Source organism: Micromonospora sp. NPDC005324 (assembly GCF_040607155.1).
GTDB classification, from domain to species: domain Bacteria; phylum Actinomycetota; class Actinomycetes; order Mycobacteriales; family Micromonosporaceae; genus Micromonospora; species Micromonospora trifolii.
The window spans coordinates 1-18,062 of record NZ_JBEXGE010000002.1 but is presented as its reverse complement, the minus strand read 5'-3'; the positions used below and the strand labels follow the sequence as shown (position 1 = coordinate 18,062).

Annotated in this window: 17 protein-coding genes, 1 tRNA gene and 1 pseudogene; 4 read left to right on the top strand and 15 right to left on the bottom strand. The window is 70.7% G+C overall.

Annotation, left to right across the window (positions count from 1 at the left end; all coding sequences use genetic code 11):
- Nucleotides 1-96: 96 nt before the first annotated feature.
- From ABZS40_RS02110 to ABZS40_RS02085, 6 genes and pseudogenes are all read right to left on the bottom strand, one after another.
- On the bottom strand, nt 97-534 hold the full coding sequence (locus tag ABZS40_RS02110; RefSeq protein WP_091394593.1) for a hypothetical protein: 438 nt from the start codon (nt 532-534) through the stop codon (nt 97-99).
- An 81-nt stretch (nt 535-615) separates the two neighbouring features.
- Nucleotides 616-1,002: a GntR family transcriptional regulator gene (locus ABZS40_RS02105; protein WP_354940927.1), complete on the bottom strand. Its 387-nt coding sequence runs from the start codon at nt 1,000-1,002 to the stop codon at nt 616-618.
- Complete coding sequence (locus ABZS40_RS02100) at nt 1,002-1,928, bottom strand: YhjD/YihY/BrkB family envelope integrity protein (RefSeq protein ID WP_354940924.1); 927 nt, start codon at nt 1,926-1,928, stop codon at nt 1,002-1,004. Before ABZS40_RS02100 ends, ABZS40_RS02105 begins: the two co-directional genes overlap by 1 nt.
- Nucleotides 1,929-2,052: 124 nt before the next feature.
- Nucleotides 2,053-2,622, bottom strand: a complete 570-nt coding sequence (locus ABZS40_RS02095; RefSeq protein WP_354940921.1) for a 2'-5' RNA ligase family protein — start codon at nt 2,620-2,622, stop codon at nt 2,053-2,055.
- Nucleotides 2,623-2,647: 25 nt separating this feature from the next.
- Entirely contained in the window at nt 2,648-3,673 is a 1,026-nt protein-coding gene (gene trpS / locus ABZS40_RS02090) for a tryptophan--tRNA ligase (RefSeq protein WP_124820377.1), read from the bottom strand.
- A gap of 249 nt (nt 3,674-3,922) precedes the next feature.
- Nucleotides 3,923-4,876 (bottom strand): annotated as a pseudogene (locus ABZS40_RS02085) (hemolysin family protein); the annotation flags it as partial.
- 195 nt (nt 4,877-5,071) lie between these two features.
- On the opposite strand from ABZS40_RS02085, the gene galE reads away from it, so the two are divergent.
- Together galE and galK are read left to right on the top strand one after the other, a co-directional pair.
- Nucleotides 5,072-6,055, top strand: a complete 984-nt coding sequence (gene galE / locus ABZS40_RS02080; RefSeq protein WP_354940918.1) for a UDP-glucose 4-epimerase GalE — start codon at nt 5,072-5,074, stop codon at nt 6,053-6,055.
- Between the two features lie 55 nt (nt 6,056-6,110).
- Nucleotides 6,111-7,280 carry a galactokinase gene (gene galK / locus ABZS40_RS02075; RefSeq protein ID WP_354940915.1) on the top strand — a complete coding sequence of 390 codons (1,170 nt, stop codon included), beginning with the start codon at nt 6,111-6,113 and terminating at the stop codon, nt 7,278-7,280.
- 134 nt (nt 7,281-7,414) lie between these two features.
- Here the strand turns inward: galK and ABZS40_RS02070 are convergent, their stop codons facing one another.
- The 8 genes from ABZS40_RS02070 to ABZS40_RS02035 form a co-directional block, all read right to left on the bottom strand.
- On the bottom strand, nt 7,415-8,743 hold the full coding sequence (locus ABZS40_RS02070; protein WP_354940912.1) for a GTP-binding protein: 1,329 nt from the start codon (nt 8,741-8,743) through the stop codon (nt 7,415-7,417).
- The gene (cysD, locus tag ABZS40_RS02065; RefSeq protein ID WP_091394617.1) at nt 8,743-9,654 is read right to left on the bottom strand and encodes a sulfate adenylyltransferase subunit CysD; all 912 of its coding nucleotides are present in this window, start codon (nt 9,652-9,654) and stop codon (nt 8,743-8,745) included. Before cysD ends, ABZS40_RS02070 begins: the two co-directional genes overlap by 1 nt.
- A gap of 75 nt (nt 9,655-9,729) precedes the next feature.
- Nucleotides 9,730-10,560 carry a 3'(2'),5'-bisphosphate nucleotidase CysQ gene (locus ABZS40_RS02060; RefSeq protein WP_354940909.1) on the bottom strand — a complete coding sequence of 277 codons (831 nt, stop codon included), beginning with the start codon at nt 10,558-10,560 and terminating at the stop codon, nt 9,730-9,732.
- Between the two features lie 131 nt (nt 10,561-10,691).
- Entirely contained in the window at nt 10,692-11,282 is a 591-nt protein-coding gene (gene pth / locus ABZS40_RS02055; RefSeq protein WP_266303711.1) for an aminoacyl-tRNA hydrolase, read from the bottom strand.
- Between the two features lie 94 nt (nt 11,283-11,376).
- Nucleotides 11,377-12,072, bottom strand: coding sequence for a 50S ribosomal protein L25/general stress protein Ctc (locus ABZS40_RS02050; protein ID WP_354940905.1), 696 nt, complete (start codon nt 12,070-12,072; stop codon nt 11,377-11,379).
- 331 nt (nt 12,073-12,403) lie between these two features.
- The gene (locus ABZS40_RS02045) at nt 12,404-13,384 is read right to left on the bottom strand and encodes a ribose-phosphate diphosphokinase (protein ID WP_030329105.1); all 981 of its coding nucleotides are present in this window, start codon (nt 13,382-13,384) and stop codon (nt 12,404-12,406) included.
- A 58-nt stretch (nt 13,385-13,442) separates the two neighbouring features.
- Nucleotides 13,443-14,975, bottom strand: coding sequence for a bifunctional UDP-N-acetylglucosamine diphosphorylase/glucosamine-1-phosphate N-acetyltransferase GlmU (glmU, locus tag ABZS40_RS02040; protein ID WP_354940902.1), 1,533 nt, complete (start codon nt 14,973-14,975; stop codon nt 13,443-13,445).
- Between the two features lie 110 nt (nt 14,976-15,085).
- A tRNA-Gln gene (locus tag ABZS40_RS02035) sits at nt 15,086-15,157 on the bottom strand.
- A 314-nt stretch (nt 15,158-15,471) separates the two neighbouring features.
- Here ABZS40_RS02035 and ABZS40_RS02030 point away from each other — a divergent pair.
- Both ABZS40_RS02030 and ABZS40_RS02025 read left to right on the top strand, forming a co-directional pair.
- Nucleotides 15,472-16,437, top strand: a complete 966-nt coding sequence (locus ABZS40_RS02030) for an acyl-CoA desaturase (RefSeq protein ID WP_354940899.1) — start codon at nt 15,472-15,474, stop codon at nt 16,435-16,437.
- Between the two features lie 224 nt (nt 16,438-16,661).
- Nucleotides 16,662-17,366 (top strand): TetR/AcrR family transcriptional regulator, encoded by a 705-nt coding sequence (locus tag ABZS40_RS02025; RefSeq protein WP_354940896.1) that lies wholly within the window; start codon nt 16,662-16,664, stop codon nt 17,364-17,366.
- A gap of 6 nt (nt 17,367-17,372) precedes the next feature.
- On the opposite strand, the gene ABZS40_RS02020 is transcribed toward ABZS40_RS02025, so the two are convergent.
- A complete protein-coding gene (locus ABZS40_RS02020; RefSeq protein WP_354940893.1) occupies nt 17,373-17,849 on the bottom strand; it encodes a DUF4383 domain-containing protein in 477 nt (158 codons plus the stop codon).
- Nucleotides 17,850-18,062: the final 213 nt, after the last annotated feature.

Below are 18,062 nucleotides of genomic sequence, written 5' to 3'. Positions count from 1 at the left end.
GCTACCGACCCCTTGTGGTGGGGGGTGAGGTGCCACCGGCGCCGCGCGGAGTCCGCTCCGCGTGGCGCCGGTGTCCGTGTACAGCAACTCAGGTCGTCACTTCGCGGTGAGCAACGCCGCGATCCTGGTGAAACCGGCGCGGACCTCGGCCTCGTCCGGCGGTTCGGCGGGCTCACCGTGGCCGGCCTCGTCGGCTGCCGCGTCCAACTCCTCGTCGATCACGTCCTCGAAGTCCCCGTACAGGTCGGCCCCCTCCACCTGGCGGGCCTCGTCCTCGGCGGCGACCTGCGCGGCGGCGATCTCGCTGCGGATCTCGTCGGCGGACAGCGCCGGCAGCAACGGCTCCACCACGGCCATCAGTTGCTCCTCGGCCACCACCGCCTCGGCCAGGGCCAACGCGTGCGGCCGCTCGTACGGCCCGCAGACCACCGGCTCCCACTCGTCGAGATCACCGAGCGGACCGAAGGTGATGATCCACGGCAGGCCGAGGAGCGGTGAGTCCGCCGGCAGGTCCAGTGTCATGAGTGCGCCCACCAGCTCATCATGGTCCGCGAACGCGAGCGCCGACGCCGTTCTGCTCAGTTATCGCCCGTCCGACTGTCGATCGGCGGCCGGTCAGCCGGGGCGGACGGCGTCCAGGGCGGCGCGGACCAGGGCGAGCGCGGTGGCCGTCGGCACGCCGAGCCGAGCCGCCTCCGCCGCGTAGCCGGCCGCCGCGCGTTGCAACCGGTCGACGGCGTCGTCCCGTCCGGGGGCGACGAAGGTGCCGTTGCGCCCCCGGGTCTCCAGCAGCCCGGCCGCCTCCAACTCCCGGTAGGCGCGGGCCACGGTGTTCGCGGCCAACCGCAGGTCGGCGGCGAGCTGCCGAACGGTCGGCAGTCGGCTGCCCACCGGCAACCGGCCGTCGCCGATCAGCTCGGCGAGCTGCACGCGCACCTGCTCGTACGGGGGCACCGACGAGTCCGAATCGACCGAGATCAGCACCTGTGCGCCTTCCGTCATCAGCCCGCACCGCCCGGCGTACCGGGGTCGATGCCCTCCTCGACATCCTTCGGTGGCGCGGGGGTTTCCGCCAGGTCCACCACTCGGCCGTTGCTGCTGGTCGCCAGGAGCGCCGCGCCGAACAGCACCAACTGGTTGAGCAGGTAGAGGTAGAGCAGCAGACCGACGGCGCCGGCAACCACGGTGTACGCCGGGTTCCGCTCGGTCCGCACCACGTAGTAGCGCCCTACGGTGTTCAGCAGCGTGATACCGATCGCCACCAGCAGCACCACCGGGCGCAGCCGGGACCGGCTCATCCGCAGCCGGGGCACGGCCAGCAGCAACGCGGTGGCGAGCACTGTGTTGACCAGCACGCTGAGCACCGCGCTGATGGTGGTCAGACCCACCGACCCGGTGCTGCGCAGCAGGAAACGCAGCAGCGACTCCAACGCGTCCACCGCCGCGACCGAGACGCCGAGCAGCACGAAGACGCCGATCATCACGCCCAGGTCGACGAGCCGCCGCACCACCAGATTGCCCGGCTGCTGGTTGAGCTGGTACATCAGCCGCTGCGAGGACCGGATGGCCTCCACCCAACCGATCCCGGTGAAGACCAGGATGACCAGGCCGACCACGCCGACAGTGCCGCTGGAGTTGGCGATCTGCTCGGCGTCCAGGAACGGCAGATTCTCCTTGAGGAAGTCGGCCGCCGCCGCGCTGACCTCGTCGTTGTCCTCCAGGATCGCGCCGAAGATGGAGAACGCCACCAGGGCGAGGGCGAACACCGCGAAGAAGCCGTAGTAGGCGATCGCGGCGGCCAACCGGCCGGCCAGCACCTCGCCGTACAGCACGCCGGCCCGCCACACATGATCGAAGAGCCCCGACCGGTGGCGCGCGGCGCTCACCCAGCGGTCGATGCCCGCCTCGATCCGGCCGATCACGTTCACGCGATCATCCTCGCCGATCTCCCACCGCTGTAGTGGCAACCGGCTCCCGATGCTCGCCGGCCGGCGCGTCGCCGACGCTTCAGGTGCTGGCGGTTCGGTTGCCGACGGTTCGGTTGCCGGCGCTTCAGTTGCCGAGGCAGAAGTCCCGACGCGGCTGCCACCTGGCCTGCCCGCTGTGCGAGAAGAGGGTGAACCCGTCGACCTCGAACATCGCGGAGAAGTCGGCCAGATCCTCGTACACCTTGTCCAGGGCCTCCGGTGCCACGTCTTGAGCCACTGTGACGTGCGGATGGTACGGGAACCGGAGTTCGCGGTGCAGGCCCGGCGCCGCGGCGATGGCCGCGGCCAGCAGCTCGCACTCGCTGATCCCGGCGGCCACCGCGACGAACACCACCTGGGTGACCGGACGGAACGTGCCGGTGCCCCGCAGGTGCAGTGTGAACGGCAGGTGCGCGGCGGCGACGGCGGCCAGGTGCCGCTCGACCGCCGGCAGGTTGGCCGTCCGGATCTCGGTGGGCCCGAGCAACGTCACGTGCGCGGGCACCGCCAGCGGGTCACCGGCCTCGACCCGCCGCCGGGTGAGCAGGGCACCCCACGGCTCGGGGATGTCCACCGCGATGCCGATCTGGATGGTGTCGCCGGTCGGCGGCACCCCGCCACTGCGATCCACGCTTCGCGCCGCCCCTCCGACCACCGAGCCGTCCACCTGTACCGCGGAGCTACTCGCCGCGCACGGGCGGGAAGAACCCGACCCGCTCGTACGCGGACCGCAGGGTCGTCGCGGCCACCGCACGGGCCTTCTCCGCGCCGGCCGCGAGAAGCTTGTCCAACTGCGCCGGGTCGTCGAGGTAGGCGCGGGTGCGCTCCTGGATCGGCCGGACGAAGTCCGTCACCACCTCGGCCAACTCCTTCTTCAGATCGCCGTAGCCGCGGCCCGCGTACGCGGCCACCAGCTCGTCGATGCTGCGGCCGCTGAGCGCCGAGTGGATGGTCAACAGGTTGGACACGCCCGGCTTGGTCTCGGCGTCGAAGACGATCTCCCGACCGGTGTCGGTCACCGCCGAACGGATCTTCTTCGCGGACCGGGCCGGATCGTCCAGCAGGTCGATGATGCCGGCCGGCGAGGACGACGACTTCGACATCTTCGCGGTCGGGTCCTGCAAGTCGGTGATCTTGGCAGTGTCCTTGACGATGTGCGGCGCGGGCACCGTGAACGTCGCGCCGAACAGCGAGTTGAAGCGCTGGGCCAGATCCCGGGAGAGCTCCAGGTGCTGGCGCTGGTCCTCGCCGACCGGCACCGCGTTGGCCTGGTAGAGCAGGATGTCGGCGGCCTGGAGGACCGGGTAGGTGAACAGCCCGACGCTGGCCCGCTCGTTACCCTGCTTCTGCGACTTGTCCTTGAACTGGGTCATCCGGCTGGCCTCGCCGAAGCCGGTGATGCAGCCGAGCACCCAGGCCAACTGCGGGTGCTCGGGCACCTGCGACTGGACGAACAGGGTGCTGCGTTCCGGGTCGAGCCCGACCGCGAAGAGCTGGGCCGCCGCCACCCGGGTCCGCTGGCGCAGCAGCGCCGGATCGTGCCCAGCGGTGATGGCGTGCAGGTCCACCACGCAGTAGAACGCGTCGTGGGTGTCCTGAAGCGCCACCCAGTGCCGCACCGCGCCGAGATAGTTGCCGAGGTGGAACGAGTCGGCTGTCGGCTGGATGCCGGAGAAGACGCGGGGCCGGGCGGGAACGTCGGACATGGCGATAATTCTGTCAGCAAGCAACCCGGTCCGTCATGACGGGCCGGCGGGTCGGCTCCGGCCCGCCGGTGCCGGGGTGCTGACCTCGCGTGGTTCGCCCGCGCCGACCCGGCGCGTCGGCCCGACCGCGACCCGGCGATGCTGCCCCGCCATCGCCTCCGGAGCCTGCTCGGGGCCGCCCGCCGAGGCCGACGCGGCGTCGTACTCGCGGCGAGGCCCGGTGCTCTGCTCGGGGCGCTGCTCGGTGGTGCGGGCGGCGGACACGGCCAGTTGGGCAACCCGGCGGCCGTCCAACGTGAGCACCCGCAGCAGCCAGCCGGCCGGCTGCTCGGCCGGATCGGGCGCGCCGACCTCGGCGGGCTCACCCGGCACCGGCACCTCGTCGCCGGTCACCGGGAGCCGACCCAGCGCGGCCATGACGAACCCGCCCACCGTCTCGTACGGTCCGGCGGGTAGTGCCACACCGGTCCGCTCGGCGAAGTCGGCGAGGTTGAGGCGGCCGTCCACCACGGCGGGCAGGCCGGCGTGCACCGGGTCCGGAGTGGCGTCGTACTCGTCGTGGATCTCGCCGATCAACTCCTCGATGAGATCCTCCAGGGTGACGATCCCGGCCGTGCCGCCGTACTCGTCGACCACCACCGCGAGGTGCTGGCCCTCCCGGCGCATCTCGGTCAGCGCGGCGAGCACCCGTTTGCTGCCCGGGAGCCGCTTCACCTCCCGGGCCAGCTCGCCGACGGTGACGCACGGGTCGGCGTCCGGGCGCAGCAGCACGTCACGGAGATGCACGAAGCCGATCACGTCGTCGTGCGTGCCGTCGGTGACCGGGTAGCGGGTGTGCGTCTCGGCGCGGACCAGCCGGGCGGCTTCGACGATGGTCAGCCGCGCCGGGAGGAAGACCACCTCGGTGCGCGGCATCATCACCTCGCGGATCAGACTGGCACCGGCCACCAGGACCTCGTCGATGATCCGCCGCTCGTCCGGGTCGAGAACCCTGTTGGCCGCGACCAGATCCCGCAGATCGGCCTCGGAGATGTGCTCCCGGCCGGCTGTCGGACCGGTCCCGAGCAGATCGGTGACGAGTCGGGTGGCGCCGTCCGCGGCGCGAACCAGCACCCGGGCGACGGCCCGGGCGAGCGGGCCAGGGTCACGGCGGGGGTGTGCCCGCGCGTGTCGACGGAGCCCGGTACGGGCCGCTTCCCGCATGACAGAGATGGTAGACACCGTGAGCCCACCGCACCGGGGATCACGTGGAGCGGCGGACAGATGTTCGGCTCTGTTTAATCATGAGAGATTATGATGGAATGGGGTTGACGGTGGTAACGGCGAGAGCGCCGGCCACCGCCCTAGTGTGATCACCGAAGGGCCACGTCCCGGGCGGGCCAGGCAGGAGGCAACGACGTGAAACTGCTCGTCACCGGGGGCGCCGGCTTCATCGGGAGCGTGGTGACCCGGATGCTGCTGGACGCGGGTCACCAGGTGGTCATCCTGGACGACCTACGCACCGGCCACCGTGAGGCCCTCGCCCCGGACGCCACCCACGTGGAGGCGTCCATCCACGACGCCGCCCAGGTCGTCACCGCGGACGCCGGGTTCGACGGGGTGCTGCACTTCGCCGCCCTGATCGCCGCCGGCGAGTCGATGGTCAAGCCGGAGCTGTACTGGCAGAACAACACCATCGGCACGCTCGCCCTGATCGACGCGGTCCGGGCCGCCGGGGTGCGCCGGATGGTCTTCTCCTCCACCGCCGCCGTCTACGGCAACCCCACCGAGCTGCCCATCACCGAAATCGCGGTCAAGGCACCCACCAACACGTACGGCGCCACCAAACTCGCCGTCGACATGGCACTCACCTCCGAGGCGATCGCGCACGGGCTGGCCGCCGTGTCGCTGCGCTACTTCAACGTGGCCGGCGCCCACCTCGACGGCGACATCACCCTCGGCGAGCGGCACGACCCGGAGACGCACCTGATCCCGATCGCGCTGGACGTCGCCGCCGGCCGGCGGGAGAAGCTCCAGCTCTTCGGCGACGACTACCCCACCGTGGACGGCACCTGCGTCCGCGACTACATCCACGTCGCCGACCTGGCCCGCGCGCATCTGCTGGCGCTGGACGCGGCCACCAGCGGCCAGCACCGGATCTACAACCTGGGCAACGGCAACGGCTTCACCAACCGCCAGGTCGTCGACGTGGTCCGCGAGGTCACCGGGCACCAGTTGCCCGTCGAGGTCGCGCCGCGCCGCGAGGGCGACCCGGCCGAGTTGGTCGCGTCCTCCGAGCTGGCCCGCGAGGAGCTGGGCTGGGTGCCGCAGAAGCCGACCCTGCACGACATGGTCGGGGATGCCTGGGCGTTCTACCGCACACACATCCTGGGGGCACTGTGAGCGCGAGGAGTGAGCCGGGTTTGCGAGCCCCGCAGTCGCGAACGAAGGAGGCACTGTGACCGACCCGAGCGGTGACGTCGCCGAGCGGGCTGCCGCCGGCTTCTCCGCGCAGTTCGGTGGCGAGGCTGCCGGCCGCTGGGGGGCCCCGGGCCGGGTCAACCTGATCGGTGAGCACACCGACTACAACGAAGGGTTCGTGCTGCCGTTCGCGCTGCCGATGCGCACCGTCGTCGCTGCCGACCGGCAGGACGGGGAGCACTGGACGGTCTGGTCCGAGCTCTCCGGCGAGGCGATCACCTTCGGCGCGGACGACGTCGCCGAGCCCGGTCGAGTCACCGGCTGGGGCGCGTACGTCGCGGGTGTGGTCTGGGCGCTGCGCGAGGCCGGCCACCCGGTGCCCGGCGCCCGGCTGGCGATCGCCTCCGACGTGCCGCTGGGCGCCGGGCTCTCCTCCTCGGCCGCGCTGGAGTCGGCAGTGCTGGCTGCCCTGCTGGACCTCGGCGGGCTGGAGCTCGCCCCGGAACTGCAACCCCGGCTGGCGCAACGGGCGGAGAACGTCTACGTGGGCGCGCCGACCGGCATCATGGACCAGTCCGCGGCGATCCGTTGCCGCGCTGGGCACGCCCTCTTCCTCGACTGTCGCGACGAGTCGGTCGAGCACATCCCGTTCGACCTGGACGCCGACGGGTTGGCTGTGCTGGTCATCGACAGCCGGGCGCCGCACCGCCACGCCGACGGGGAGTACGCGGCCCGCCGCCGCTCCTGCGAGGCCGGGGCCAGCGCGCTCGGCGTTGCCGCGCTGCGGGACGTGGGCGTCGACCAGCTCGATGCCGCTTTGGCACAACTTGACGACGAGGAGACCCGGCGACGGGTCCGGCACGTGGTGACCGAGGACCAGCGCGTACTGGACACCGTGGCGCTGCTCCGCGCCGCCCGGGTCCGCGACATCGGCCCGTTGCTGACCGCCTCCCACGTCTCGATGCGCGACGATTTCGAGATAACCGTGCCGGAGATCGACACAGCGGTCGAGGCGGCGTTGGCGGCCGGCGCGCTGGGCGCCCGCATGACCGGCGGCGGCTTCGGCGGCTGCGTGCTCGCGCTGATCGAGGCCGGCCGCGCCGACGCGGTAGCCACCGCCGTGACCGACGCGTACGCGCAACGAGGTTTCACCGCCCCCGCCACCGTGACGGTCCTCCCCTCCCCCGGCGCCACCCGCCTCCTCTAGCCTCCTGCCCCAACCCACCCGCCTCAGCCGATGATCAAGAGGTTTGCGTCAGGATTCGGGCTCGAACTGACGCAAACCTCTTGACCACCGGTCGGGATCGGGGCGGGCGGGCCGGGCCGGCGCGGGCGGGTTGGTCAGCTGGCTTCGACGATCATGGCGGCGCCCACCGTGCGGTTGGTCGCCTCGTCGATGATGACGAAGCCGCCGGTGGTGCGGTTACGGCGGTACTCGTCGGCCAGCAGCGGCACCGTGGTGCGCAGTCGCACCCGGCCGATCTCGTTGAGCCGCAGTTCGTCTGCGGACTCGTCGCGGTGCAGGGAGTTGATGTCCAGCCGGTAGTGCAGCCCGCGCACGATCGCCCGCGCCGAGCGGGTGGTGTGCTTGATCGCGTACCGGCCGCCGACCCGCAGGGGGGCCGTCTCGTCCATCCAGCAGACCATCGCCTCGATGTCCTGGGCCACCGCCGGTGCGTTGTTCGGCCGGCAGATCAGGTCACCCCGCGAGATGTCGATCTCGTCGGCCAGTCGTACCGTCACCGACATCGGCGGGAACGCCTCCGCGACCGGCCCATCGGCGGTCTCCACGGCGGCGATCCGGCTGGTGAAGCCGGACGGCAGCACCATCACCTCGTCGCCCGGCTTCAACACGCCGGAGGCGACCTGGCCGGCGTAGCCGCGGTAGTCGGTGACAGTGGTGGACTGCGGACGGATCACGTACTGCACCGGGAACCGGACGTCGACCAGGTTGCGGTCGCTGGCGATGTGCACCCGCTCCAGGTGGTGCAGCAGCGACGGGCCCTCGTACCAGGGCATGTTGTCCGACCGGGTGACGATGTTGTCGCCGCGCAACGCGGAGACCGGCACCACTGTCAGGTCCGGTACGTCGAGCTTCGCCGCGAACGCGGTGAACTCGTCGGCGATCCGCTCGTAGACCTCCTGCGACCAGTCGACCAGGTCCATCTTGTTGACACAGAGGACCAGGTGCGGCACCCGCAGCAGGGAGCAGAGGAACGCGTGCCGGCGGGACTGCTCGACGAGGCCCTTGCGCGCGTCCACCAGGATCAGCGCCAGGTCAGCTGTCGATGCGCCAGTGACCATGTTGCGGGTGTACTGGATGTGGCCCGGGGTGTCGGCGATGATGAACTTGCGCCGGGGGGTGGCGAAGTACCGGTACGCCACGTCGATGGTGATGCCCTGTTCCCGCTCGGCACGCAGGCCGTCGGTGAGCAACGCCAGGTTGGTGTATTCGTCACCGCGGGCCGCGCTGACCGCCTCCACGGCGGCCAGTTGGTCGGTGAAGAGCGACTTGGTGTCGTAGAGCAGCCGCCCGATCAGTGTCGACTTCCCGTCGTCCACGCTGCCGGCGGTGGCGAACCGCAGCAGGTCCATCGGCCGGGCCTCCGGCCCGGCCCCGGTAACAGCCCGCGCCTCCGCGCCCGCGGCGGCCATGATCTCGGTGCCCATCAGAAGTAGCCCTCCCGCTTGCGGTCCTCCATGGCGGCCTCGCTGACCCGGTCGTCACCACGGGTGGCGCCGCGCTCGGTGATCCGGGTGGCCGCCACCTCCTCGATGACCTTCTCCACGGTGTCCGCGTCGGAACGGACCGCGGCGGTGCAGGAGGCGTCGCCGACGGTGCGGTAGCGCACCTGCGCCTTGAACCGCTCCTCACCCGCGCGGGGGCGGAAGAACTCGTTGACGGCGTAGAACATGCCGTCCCGCTCGATCACCTCGCGCTCGTGCGCGTAGTAGATCGACGGCAGCGGGATGCGTTCGCGGGCGATGTAGTGCCAGACGTCCAGCTCAGTCCAGTTGGACAGCGGGAAGACCCGGATCGACTCGCCCGGGTGGTGCCGGCCGTTGTACAGCGACCACAGCTCCGGCCGCTGGTTCTTCGGGTCCCACTGACCGAACTCGTCGCGGAAGCTGAACACCCGCTCCTTCGCCCGGGCCTTCTCCTCGTCCCGGCGGGCGCCTCCGAACAGCGCGTCGAAGCGGTGCTTCTCCACCGCGTCCAGCAGCACCGGCGTCTGGATCCGGTTGCGCATGCCGTCACCGGACTCCCGGACCATGCCGCTGGCCAGTGCCTCCGGCACGCTCGCCACCACGAGCTGCAACCCCAGCTCGGCGACCCGTTGGTCGCGGTATTCCAGGACCTCGGGGAAGTTGTGCCCGGTGTCGACGTGCATGACCGGGAAGGGGACGTTGGCCGGGGCGAACGCCTTCTGCGCGAGCCGCAGCATGACGATCGAGTCCTTGCCACCGGAGAAGAGCATCACCGGGCGTTCCATCTCGGCGACCACCTCGCGCATCACGAAGATGCTCTCCGCTTCCAAGGCGTCCAGGTGGGAGACCTGGTACGCCGCGGGGGTGGTCATGACACCGGCTCGATTCGCTCGCTCATCCGATTTCCAGACCTTTCCGGTCGGGCATGTCAAGAAAGTTCGCTCAGGCTACCCGGAATGTTTTTGCAGCGCTGCAAGCAACCGGGTGGCGAGATCCTTGCGGCAGACCAGGAGGTCGGGCAGCCGCGGATCCGCCTCGTTGTATCTCAGCGCAGAACCGTCGATCCGGGAAGCGTGCAGTCCGGTGGCCGTCGCCACAGCGATCGGGGCCGCCGAGTCCCACTCGTACTGCCCACCTGCGTGGATGTACGCGTCCACCTCGCCGGTGACCACGGCGGCGATCTTCGCTCCGGCCGAGCCCATCGGCACCAGGTGCGCCCCGACGTCCTCGGCCAGATCGGTCAGGAAGACCGGTGGCCGGCTCCGGCTCGCGGCCAGGCGGATCTTCCGCTCGCCGGCCGTCGCCGCCTCGACAGTCATCGGCGGGTACGCCGGCGGGTAGTCCGTGCCCAGCACCCGGTGCTGCGCCGGCAAGCCCACCGCCCCGGCGACCAGCCCGTGCGGACTCGGCGCGTTGCGCGCCCAGAGCGCCACGTGCACCGCCCAGTCCGAGCGGCCCTCCTCGGAGAACTCCCGGGTGCCGTCCAACGGATCGACGATCCACACCCGGTCCGCGTTCAGCCGCGGCACCGCTCCGGTGTTCACCTCCGCGGCCCAGGCCAACCGCGACCCCTCGTCCTCCTCGGAGAGCACCGCGTCACCCGGACGCCACTTCGCCAACTCCGTGCGGATCAGGTCGTGCGACACCTTGTCCCCGGCCGACTTCAGCGCGCCCGCGTCGGCGAAACCCATCTCCGTGCGCAGGTCGAGCAGCGCCTGCCCGGCCCGGGACGCCAACCATCGGGCGAACGCGCCATCGATCATCGGAGGACTGCTCATCTGTCCGCTCCCGTCGCCTCGCCGCGCTGCCCGCACGGGCCGATCCGCCGCGACTCGCGTCGCCGGTCGCGGCACGCCGAAAGGCGCAGACTACCGGCCGCCGTTTCCGATTCGGGTACGCCCCGCCCGGCTCAGCCGCCGTGGTAGAGGTTCTGGGTCGGCTCCACGCCCTTGGTGATCACCGACTCCACCACGTCGGCGGCCCGGTCCACCAGGAAATCGAGCTCCTTGCGCTCGGCCGCGCCAAAATCCGACAGCACGTAATCCGCCGGGTCCTGCCGCCCCGGCGGGCGGCCAACGCCGAACCGCACCCGGGCGTAGTCCTTCGTCCCCAACGACTTCGACATCGAGCGCAGGCCGTTGTGCCCGCCCTCCCCGCCGCCGAACTTGATCCGCACCTGACCGAAGTCGATGTCCAGCTCGTCATGCACCGCGATCACCTGCGTCGTCGGCACCTTGTAGAACTGTGCCAACGCCGCTACCGGCCCGCCGGACAGGTTCATGTACGTCAGTGGCTTCACCAGCACCAGCTTCGGCCCACCGAACCCCAGCCGCGCCTCAGCCACCTCGGCCACCGCCCGTTTGTGCCGGCCGAAACGCGCGCTCACCCGCCCGGCCAGCAGCTCGGCCACCATGAACCCGACGTTGTGCCGGTTGCCGGCGTACTCCCGACCCGGGTTGCCCAGGCCGACCACCAGCCACGGCCCCGCCTCGTCCGTCACGACCCGTCCCTTCCGACGCCCAACGCAGCGACTCCCGATATGCCGACAGGCGCCCCCGAACTCTCGGGGACGCCTGTCGCACGGTACGAACCGATCAGGCCTCGGTGCGCCCCTCGGTGGCCTCGGCGGCCGCCTCGGTGTCCGCGCCCTCGGAGCCCTCGGTGGTCTCGCCGACCTCGGCCTCGGCCTCGTCGGTGGCGGTCTCGATCTCGATCTCGGGCAGCGTCGCCTCGAGCTGCTCGGCGGTCGGGGCGGCGGTGATCGACGCGACGGTCAGCTCCGAGTCGACGGCCAGCTCGACGCCGGCCGGCAACTCGACGTCACCGGCGGTCACCTGGGTGCCCGCCTCCAGGCCCTCGATCGACGCGTCGAGGTGGTCCGGAACCTTGGTGGCGTCCGCGGTCACCGAGAGGGTGTCGTGGTCGTGCACGATCAGAGTGTCCCGTGCGGCCTCGCCGGTCAGCTGGACCGGGACGTCGACGGTGACCTTCTCGCCCCGGCGGACCAGGATGAGGTCGACGTGCTCGAAGGAGTCGCGGATCGGGTCACGCTGGATCGCCTTCGGCAGCGCCAGCACCTGGGTGCCGTCGGTGATGTCGATCGCGAAGAGCTGGTTGGCACCGCCCTTGCGGATCGCGGCGGCGAACTCCCGCGACGGCAGCGCGATGTGCTTGGGCTTCTCGCCGTGGCCGTACAGCACGGCGGGCACCTTGCCGGCCCGGCGGGTACGGCGGGCACCACCCTTGCCGAACTCGGTACGGGGCTCGGCGCTGATCTTTACCTCGGACACGGGGAAACTCCTGATGCTTTTCGCTGCGGCGGCTTGTCGTCTAACGGTGCTGGGGCGAGGGGCTCGCTGGGGCTCTGCGTCATGAACGACTGCCCGGAGCACCGCGTCGATGACGGTGCCTCCGTGCGGCGCTTCTCAGCGGCCCGCCGGGCACCCTCGCCGTGGCAACCGCACCAGTCTACCCGAGCTGTTTCCAGGGTTTCCGGCAGTCCCCGATCACGGCTCAAGACCGGCGCGTCGGTGGTGCTCCCACCAGCGTGCCGGCCCCGTTTCCACCAGTTTGCCAGCCCCGCCCCGCCAGCGTGTCGAGTGGCGGAAACGGGGCTCAGGGTCAGCTCAGGCCACCGAAGAGGGTGGTCACCGAGCCGTCGTCGAAGACCTCCCGGATCGCCCGCGCCAGCAGCGGCGCGATCGACAGCACGGTGAGCTTGTCCAGCTGCTTCTCCGGCGGGAGCGGCAGGGTGTTCGTCACCACGATCTCGCTGATCGAGCTGTTCTTCAGCCGCTCGGTGGCCGGGTCGGACAGCAGCGCGTGGGTGGACGCGACCACGATCTCCGCCGCGCCCGACTCCTTGAGGATGTCGGCGGCCTTGGCGATGGTGCCCCCGGTGTCGATCATGTCGTCGACGATCAGGCAGACCCGGCCCTCCACCTCGCCGACCACCCGGTTGGCCACCACCTGGTTCGGCTTCATCGGGTCACGGGTCTTGTGGATGAACGCCAGCGGGCAGCCGCCCAGCCGGTCGGTCCACCGCTCGGCCACCCGCACCCGGCCCGAATCCGGCGCCACCACTGTCATCGGCCGGCCGGCGTACTTGTGCTCCACGTACTCGGCCAGGATGTCCATCGCGAAGAGGTGGTCCACCGGGCCGTCGAAGAAGCCCTGGATCTGCGCGGTGTGCAGGTCGACGGTGAGGATGCGGTTCGCGCCGGCGGTCTTCAGCAGGTCCGCCACCAGGCGGGCCGAGATTGGCTCCCGACCACGGTGCTTCTTGTCCTGGCGGGCGTACGGATAGAACGGCAGCACCACGGTGATCCGCTTGGCCGACCCCCGCTTCAGCGCGTCCACCATGATCAGGGTCTCCATGACCCAGGTGTTCACCCCGTGCGTGACGGACTGCACCACGAAGGCGTCCGAACCACGTACCGAGTCCTTGAACCGTACGAAGATCTCGCCGTTGGCGAACTCGTACGCGTCGGCCGGCGTCGGCGCGACGCCGAGCACCTCGCCGATCTCCTTGGCCAACTCCGGAAAGCCACGTCCGGAAAAGAGCATCAGGCTTTTGCGGTTTTCGGCGACGATGCTGCCCATGGGCCCGTCTGCTCCCGTTATGTCGGCGGTACCCGGCCCGGTGGTGGTGGGTCGGGGACTATTCGGTTGCAGTATCTCCCGCGCCGGATGCGCCGCCCACCGTCTCGGTCGCCCCGTGGATTGCCTCACTGTGGCTTGCGGCACCAGTCGTATCGGACGCACCCTTCGCGTCGCGGGCCCGCTGCGCCGCGTCCGCGGCGGCAGTGCCGCCGCGCCGCTTGACCACCCAGCCCTCGATGTTGCGCTGGCGCGCCCGGGCGACGCCCATCGCCCCTGGCGGCACGTCGTCGACGATCACCGAACCGGCCGCCGTGTACGCCCCGTCACCCACCTCGACCGGTGCCACGAACATGTTGTCCGCACCCGTCCGCGCGTGGCTGCCGATCACCGTGCGGTGCTTGTTGACCCCGTCGTAGTTCACGAAGACCGACGCGGCGCCGATGTTGGTCTGCTCGCCGATCGTCGCGTCGCCGACGTACGTCAGGTGCGGCACCTTCGCGCCGGCGCCGATCTGTGAGTTCTTCACCTCGACGAACGTGCCGACCTTCGCCTTCTCGGCCAACTGGGCGGCCGGCCGGAGGTACGCGTACGGCCCGACGGTCGCGCCCGCGCCCACCTCGGCGCCGACGGCGTGGCTGCGGACCACCGACGCGGCGGGGCCGACGATCGTGTCGATCAGGGTGACGTCCGGCCCGATCTGCGCGCCCGCGCCGACAACGGTGCCGCCGCGCAACTGGGTGTTCTGGTCGACCACCGCGTCCCGGTCCAGCGCGACAGTCACGTCGATCCAGGTGGTGGCGGGGTCGAGCAGGCTCACCCCGGTGCGCATCCACGCCTCGTTGATCCGGTCGCGCAGCAGCCGGCGCAGCGTGGCCAGCTCCACCCGGTCGTTGCAGCCCAGCGTCTCGACGTGGTCCACGGCGACGTGCACCGCCACCGGCTCGCCGGCGGAACGGAGCAGACCGAAGACGTCGGTCAGGTACTCCTCGCCCTGGTCGTTGTCGGTGGAGAGCTTGCCCAGCGCCTCGCGCAGCCGCACCGCGTCGAACGCGTAGATGCCGGCGTTGATCTCCCGAATCGCGCGCTGCGTCGTGTCGGCGTCGCGTTCCTCGACGATCTGCTCCAGGTGGCCGTCGGTGTCCCGGACGATCCGCCCGAGGCCGGTCGGGTCGGGCACCTCGGCGGCCAGCACGGTGGCCGCCGCGGCGGCCTCCTCGTGGGCGGTCACCAACGCGCCCACCGTCTCGGGTCGCAGCAGGGGCACGTCACCGTTGATCACCACGACCGTGCCGGCACCGTCCGGTACGGCCTCCAGTGCCATCCGCACGGCGTGCCCGGTGCCGAGCTGCTCGGCCTGGAGCACCGGCGTGGCGTCCGGGGCGACCTCGGACAGGTGCGCTCGCACCTGGTCGGCGCCGTGCCCGACCACGACGACGGTGCGGTCGGCGCCCAACGGGGCGGCGGCGCTCAGCACGTGACCGAGGAGCGTCCGACCGAGCAGGGGGTGCAGCACCTTGGGCAGTGTCGACTTCATCCGCTTGCCCTCACCGGCGGCAAGTACGACGACGGTACGGAGGTGGGGCTGGGGCACGACGTGGCTCCCGTCGGGACGGCGGACACTCTCGCGGCCATGCTAGCCGCGAGGCCCGGCACGTTCCCCTCTTACCCCCACCGGATCTTAAAACGGACGTAGGTGGGCAGCTCGGCCGCCAGGGTTCGAACCTGAAATACGGGTACCAAAGACCCGGGTGTTGCCAATTACACCACGGCCGATCAGCGACGCGAGCACGTCGCGCGAGGGATGGACATCCCGCCGCTACACCTTAGCGCCCCGGCCGTCGGACGCCAGCGCTCATCCCGCCGCACGGCGAGCGATCGATGCCGTCGACAGTCCGGGGGTGGTTGGCCCGCACCTCGGCCGCCCTCTTCCCAGGTCGGTCAGGTACCCGCCACCGGACGGGGCTGACCTGCCACTTCGGGCAGTTATGCGAAGGCGATTCGAAACCTCCCCGTGCGATCTACGGTGCCGTAAGTTACGGTGACGTAGGCGTAGCTTCGTGATCGTTACCATCCCCCTGCGAGGTCCCATGTCCACTGCTCTGCTCGATCCCAACACCGCCGCACCCGGCCCCAAACCACTCACCGACGGCAGCCAGTCCCCCGGCATCCTGGCCGCCCTCTGGGCCTTCGTGGTGATCCCCTTCGTCGCTCTGCTGGTCGCCGTGCCGGTGGCGTGGGGCGGCTGGCTGGGCTGGACCGACGTGATCATCGGCCTGGTCTGGTACGTCGTCTCCGGGCTCGGCATCACCGTCGGCTTCCACCGCTACTTCACGCACGGCTCGTTCAAGGCCAAGCGGTGGCTGCGGGTGACTCTGGCGGTCGCGGGTTCGCTGGCGGTCCAGGGCGAGATCATTCAGTGGGTCGCCGACCACCGGCGCCACCACGCGTTCTCCGACCTGGAGGGTGACCCGCACTCGCCGTGGCGCTTCGGCACCAGCTTCTGGGCGTTGACCCGGGGCCTGTTCCACGCACACGTGGGCTGGCTGTTCCGCCGGGAGCTGTCCAACCGTGGGCGTTTCGCACCGGACCTCATCGCCGACCGGGACATCAGCCGGGTCGATCGACTCTTCCCCGCGTTGGTGCTCATCTCGCTGCTCGGCCCGGCGCTGATCGGCGGCCTGGTGACCTGGTCCTGGCAGGGCGCGCTGACCGCGTTCTTCTGGGCCGGGCTGGTCCGGATCGGCCTCCTGCACCACGTCACCTGGGCGATCAACTCGGTGTGCCACGTCTACGGTGAGCGTCCGTTCGCGATGCGCCAGGGCGACCGCGCGTCGAACTTCTGGCCGCTGGCGATCCTGTCGTTCGGCGAGAGCTGGCACAACCTGCACCACGCCGACCCGACCAGCGCCCGGCACGGCGTGCTGCGCGGTCAGGTGGACATCTCCGCCCGGGTGATCTGGTTGTTCGAGAAGGTCGGCGCGGCAACGCAGGTGCGCTGGCCAAAGCCCGAGCGCCTCGCCGCCAAGCTGGTGAAGCCGGTCGCACCCCGCTGAAACCGGGCGGTGCACGAGGATGCCGCCTGGCAGGATGGCCGGGTGACCGAGCCATGCGGGGGGACCGGGCGGCTCGGCGGACGGGGGGCCGAGTCCGATCCGGCTACTGTCGGACGGCGCGTCAGGGTGGTCGGACCGCCCGACAGTGAGGCGACGACGTGAACGGGCACAGCGGAGGCACCATTCCACGGCAGGGCGTCACCGAGCGCCAGCGAGGCGGCGACATGCCTGAGGTCAGCGACGACGCGGCGGCAGCTGTCGACGGCCGACGGGCGACGCCGACGCCGGCGGCGGCACCGAAAGCCAAAGCCCCTGCCCGGGTCCGCATGTCGGCCGCCCAACGCCGGGAACAGTTGATCGCGACCGGCCGGCAACTCTTCGCCGAACGCGGCTTCGACGCCACCTCCATCGAGGAGGTGGCGGCCCGCGCCAAGGTCTCCAAGCCGGTGGTGTACGAGCACTTCGGTGGCAAGGAAGGGCTCTACGCGGTGGTGGTGGACCGGGAGGTCCGGGCCCTGTTGGACCGGATCACCACGGCGTTGACCGCCGGGCATCCCCGGGAGCTGCTGGAACAGGCGGCGCTCGCCCTGCTGACCTACATCGAGGAGGAGACCAGCGGTTTCCGGGTGCTGGTCCGCGAGTCGCCGCTGATGTCCGGCACTGCCACCTTCAGCAGCGTCATGAACGACGTGGCGCACCAGGTCGAGCACATCCTGGGCGCCGAGTACAAGAGCCGCGGGTACGACCCGAAGCTCGCCGAGCTGTACTCGCAGGCGCTGGTCGGCATGGTGGCGTTGACCGGCCGCTGGTGGTTGGAGGTGCGTAAGCCGCGCAAGGAGACGGTGGCGGCGCACCTCGTCAACCTGGCCTGGAACGGCTTGTCACACCTGGAGGCGAAGCCAACGCTGATCACCGCGCGGCGGCGCTGACCCCGATCAGCTGCGGTGCACGTCGGCCACCGGGTGCTTGCGGTGCTCCAACTCCGCCTCGGCGGATTCCGGTGGGCCGACCTTGTCGTAGAGGCCGGTGCCGAGCAGGATCAGGCCGAAGAGCATCGACACCACGACTGTCGACATCGAGAAGTTGAGAAAGTTCGCTCCGGTCTGCAGCACCGACATCGTCAGGATGCTGGTCACCAGGAACACCACACCCGCTGTGAGGTTCATGTAGTGGCCGAGGTTGGTACGCCGTGAGGCCCCGATGATCAGGACAACTCCGAAGATCACCGAGGCGAGCGAGAAGGCCAGGTTGGTCCGGAGCCCGAGGGCCCAGGTGCTGCTGCGGGCAAAGAGCGGTTCCCCGATCGTCACGGCGACGCCCCAGACGCCGAAGACCAGGATGTAGACGCCGATCAGCCCGGAGAGGACCCGGTAGAGCGGCCGTGCCGGATGGTTGACCGGAAAGTGCGGCATACCCAGACCCCCTGATGCGACCGTTTCAGGGGGAATTGTCGCCTAGAGCAGAGCTGGCTGTCCGGGAAACCACGATGCCGACGGGGTCCGCCGAAAGGCTGGACCAGGTCAGGTTTTCCGCCGGAGCCCGAGCTGCGCAGGGACGCCTACCAGTTCGACGGCGCAGGGCTACCCGTACTCCTGGACGCACGAGCGCAACCGGTCGCCCGGCTG